The organism is Sphingomonas bacterium (genome assembly GCF_903643035.1).
In the GTDB taxonomy this organism is placed as follows: Bacteria; Pseudomonadota; Alphaproteobacteria; order Sphingomonadales; family Sphingomonadaceae; genus Sphingomonas.
Genome location: NZ_CAHJWW010000252.1, coordinates 1 through 4018 on the forward strand (window position 1 = coordinate 1; position 4018 = coordinate 4018).

A 4018-nucleotide genomic window follows, 5' to 3' on the forward strand; every position below is an offset into this window, starting at 1 on the left:
CCGCCGCGCCCTTGGGCAGCCCGGCCCGCGCCGCCTTGCGATCCCGCGCGTCGGCGAGGATCGCCGCGACCCCGTCCGCGCCCGCGTCGGAAAGGGACAAGAAATGGCGGATCACGACGCGATGCTCCGCCGCCCTGCGCGGCGGGTGCGGCGAACGCCGACGCCGATCGCGGCGACACCGGCCAACCCGGAGCCCGTGATGATTGCCCAACCCCGCGCATCGAGGCCGGTCGTGAACAGGATGTGCGCGGCGATGACGAGCATCAGGGGCATCAGCAGCACGATGCCCAAGGCCGTCAGCGATGCGGCGGCTGCGCCCCTAGTCATCCGCCGCGTCCACGTAGACCCGCGCCGCCGCGCTTAGCGTCTCGACGAACTCGGCGATGTGGTACTCCTCCACCACCAGCGGCGGCAGGATGCGCACGACGTTCTCGCCCGCCGACACGGTCAGCACGCGGTGCTCGTCGCGCAGGTGGGCGACGAAGCGGCGCGCGTCCGTCTTCATCTTGAGGCCGACCATCAGCCCCGCGCCGCGCACGTGGTCGAACAGGTGGTCGTGGTTGGGGATCATCTGCTCCAGCGCCCCGCGCAGCCGCTCGCCCATCGCGGCGACGTGCGGCAGGAAGCCGGGCTCCGCCATCACGTCGAGCACCGCCTGCGCCGCCGCCATCGCCAGCGGGTTGCCGCCATAGGTGGAGCCGTGCGTGCCCGCGACCATGCCCTTGGCGGCGTGGCTCGTCGCCAGGCACGCGCCGAGCGGGAAGCCGCCGCCGATCCCCTTGGCCACCGCCATGATGTCCGGCGTCACGCCCAGCTGCTCGTGATAGAACATCGTGCCCGTCCGGCCATAGCCGCACTGCACCTCGTCCAGCACCAGCAGCAGGCCGCGCTCGTCGCACGCCGCGCGCAGGCCGTGCAGGAACGCGCGCGTCCCCACCGACACGCCGCCCTCGCCCTGGATCGGCTCGACCAGGAAGCCGGCGGTATGCTCGTCCACCAGCGCGAGCGCGGCGTCGAGGTCGTTGAACGGGGCCTGGGCGAAGCCGGGCAGCAGCGGCTCGAACCCGTCGCGCATCTTGGGCTGGCTGGTCGCGCTGATCGTGCCGAGCGTGCGGCCGTGGAACGCGTTGTTGAAGGTGATGAGCGCGTGCCGTTCCGGGTGGCCGTCCGCATAGTGGAAGCGGCGCGCGGTCTTGATCGCGCACTCAACGGCTTCCGCGCCCGAATTGGTGAAGAACACCGTGTCCGCGAACGTCAGGTCGACCAGCCGCCGCGCCAGCGCCTCGCCCTGCGGCGAGCCGTACAGGTTCGAGACGTGCATCAGCGTCGCCGCCTGGTCCGCGATCGCCTTCACCAGCGCGGGGTGGCCATGGCCGAGCGCGTTGACCGCGATGCCGCTGGCGAAATCGAGATACCGCTCGCCGTCCTCGCCGAACAGGTAGCACCCCTCCCCGCGCACCGGACGCACCGCGCACCGTGGGTAGACGGGCATCAGGGCGGTGGTGGGCTGAGCGGACACGGGGGCTCTCCTTCTCCGAAACGAGAAAGGGCGGCCCGATGCGGAACCGCCCGAATCCGCCCTTAACGCGGGGCTGGCGGGCGTCAACAGCCGGCGTGGAGCGTCGACCCGGACGGGAAGGGACGGTCGCCCGGCATCTCCCCTTCCATGACGAGGGAACAAGGGCGCCTCACGCGTCGATCGCCTCCTCCTCCACCCGGCCTGCGTTCTCCTGGATGAAGGCGAAGCGGTGCGCCGGGTTGTTGCCCATCAGCCGGTCGACCAGGTCCTTCACGCCCGCGCGTTCCTCATATTCCTGCGGCAGGGTGATGCGGATCATGCCGCGGGTCGCGGGGTCCATCGTCGTCTCGCGCAGCTGCTGGGGGTTCATCTCGCCCAGCCCCTTGAAGCGCGACACCTCCACCTTGCGGCCCTTGAACGCCGTCCGCTCGATCTCGGCGCGGTGCGCGTCGTCGCGGGCGTACAGGCTCCTGGCGCCCGCGGTCAGCCGGTAGAGCGGCGGCTGCGCCAGGTGCAGGTGCCCGCGCCTCACGAGCTCGGGCATCTCCTGGAAGAAGAACGTCATCAGCAGCGTCGCGATATGCGCGCCGTCGACGTCCGCGTCCGTCATGATGACGATCCGCTCGTAGCGCAGCAGCTCGGGCCGGCAGTTCAGCCTCGTGCCGCAGCCCAGCGCCAGCGTCAGGTCCGCGATCTCCTGGTTCCCAGTGATCTTGGCGGCGGTGGCGGACGCGACGTTGAGGATCTTGCCGCGGATCGGCAGGATCGCCTGCGTCTTGCGGTCGCGCGCCTGCTTCGCCGATCCGCCGGCGGAATCGCCCTCGACGATGAACAGCTCGGTGCCCTTGGGGTCGTCCGCCGAACAGTCGGTCAGCTTGCCGGGCAGCCGCAGCTTGCGCGCGGAAGTGGCTGTCTTCCTTTTGACTTCCCGCTCGGCCTTGCGGCGCAGCCGCTCGTCCATCCGGTCCAGAACATAGCCGAGCAGCGCGCGTCCCCGGTCCATGTTGTGGCCGAGCCAGTGGTCGAAATGGTCGCGCATCGCCCGCTCCACCAACCCGGCGGCCTCGGGCGAGGTCAGCCGATCCTTGGTCTGGCTCTGGAATTGCGGCTCGCGGATGAACAGCGACAGCATCGTCTCGCAGCCGACCATCAGGTCGTCGGCGGTGATCTCGCGGGCCTTCCTGTTGCCGACCAGCTCGCCGAACGCGCGCAGGCCGCGCACCAGCGCCTGGCGGAGGCCCTGCTCGTGGGTGCCGCCGTCGGGCGTCGGGATCGTGTTGCAGTACCAGCTCGCCGAGCCGTCGCTCCACAGCGGCCAGGCGACCGCCCATTCGGCGCGCCCCTGTCCCGCGCCGTCGGCGGAGCGGGGGAAGTCCTGCGTGCCCGCGAACATCTCGGCGGTGGCGCATTCGCGCTCGCCGACCTGCTCGCGCAGATGGTCGGCGAGGCCGCCGGGGAACTGGAACACCGCCTCCGTCGGCGTATCGTCGCCGCCCTGTTCCGGGCCGACCAGTTCCGGGCCGACCAGTTCCGGGCCGACCAGTTCGGGCGCGCAATGCCAGCGGATCTCGACGCCCGCGAACAGATAGGCCTTCGACCGCGCCAGCGTGTAGAGCCGCCGGGGCTTGAACGACAGCTCGGGTCCGAAGATCTCCGTATCGGGGACGAACGCGACCGACGTGCCGCGCCGGTTGGGCGTGCCGCCGAGCGACTCCAGCGGCCCCAGCGTCGCCCCGCGCGCGAACCGCTGGCGGTACAGCTGACGGTTGCGGGCGACCTCCACCACCGTCTCGCTGGACAGCGCGTTGACGACGCTGATGCCGACGCCGTGCAGCCCGCCGCTGGTGGCGTAGGCCTTGCCCGCGAACTTGCCGCCCGAATGGAGCGTCGACAGGATCACCTCCAGCGCGCTCCTGTCGGGGAACCTTGGATGCGGGTCGATCGGGATGCCGCGGCCGTTGTCGGTGATGGTCAGCCGGTTGCCCGGCTCCAGCGTCACCTCGATCCGCGTGGCATGGCCCGCGACCGCCTCGTCCATCGCGTTGTCGAGCACCTCGGCGGCGAGATGGTGCAGCGCGCGCTCGTCGGTGCCGCCGACATACATGCCCGGCCGCCGCCGCACCGGCTCCAGCCCCTCCAGCACCTCGATCGACGAGGCGTCGTAATCGCCGGATACGGAGGCGGAAGCGGAGGCGAAGAGGTCGTCGGCCATGGGTGAACGTATGGGGTACGCAGGCGGCAGCGGCAAGCGGCGCGTCCCGGCGGCGGCGGTCGGCTGCCTTTGACTTCGCGGACGGGGCCGACATAATCGGCGATGGAGATCGAGGGAGCGGGACGATGAGCGTGATCGGGGCATTGCTGCTGGCGCAGGCCGTCGCCGCGTCGCCAACACCGGCGACCGCGCCGGCCGGGACCGTCCAGCAGGCGTTCGAGCGGGCGTCCGCGCTCGACGCCACTGGCACGCCCGCGGCGCGGATCGCGGCGTGGAGCGCGCTGACC

General features: G+C 71.3%; 3 protein-coding genes and 1 pseudogene. All 4 read right to left on the minus strand.

Translation table 11 applies throughout. The features are described from left to right. Positions 1-112, minus strand: a pseudogene (locus HUV01_RS15250) (ornithine carbamoyltransferase); the annotation flags it as partial. Then, complete coding sequence (locus HUV01_RS13200) at positions 112-291, minus strand: hypothetical protein (RefSeq protein ID WP_174298685.1); 180 nt, start codon at positions 289-291, stop codon at positions 112-114. The pseudogene HUV01_RS15250 and the gene HUV01_RS13200, both read right to left, overlap by 1 nt. Positions 292-319: 28 nt before the next feature. Next, a complete protein-coding gene (locus tag HUV01_RS13205) occupies positions 320-1492 on the minus strand; it encodes an aspartate aminotransferase family protein (protein WP_174298688.1) in 1173 nt (390 codons plus the stop codon). 196 nt (positions 1493-1688) lie between these two features. Continuing rightward, positions 1689-3731, minus strand: coding sequence for a DNA topoisomerase IV subunit B (parE, locus tag HUV01_RS13210; RefSeq protein WP_174298686.1), 2043 nt, complete (start codon positions 3729-3731; stop codon positions 1689-1691). Positions 3732-4018: the final 287 nt, after the last annotated feature.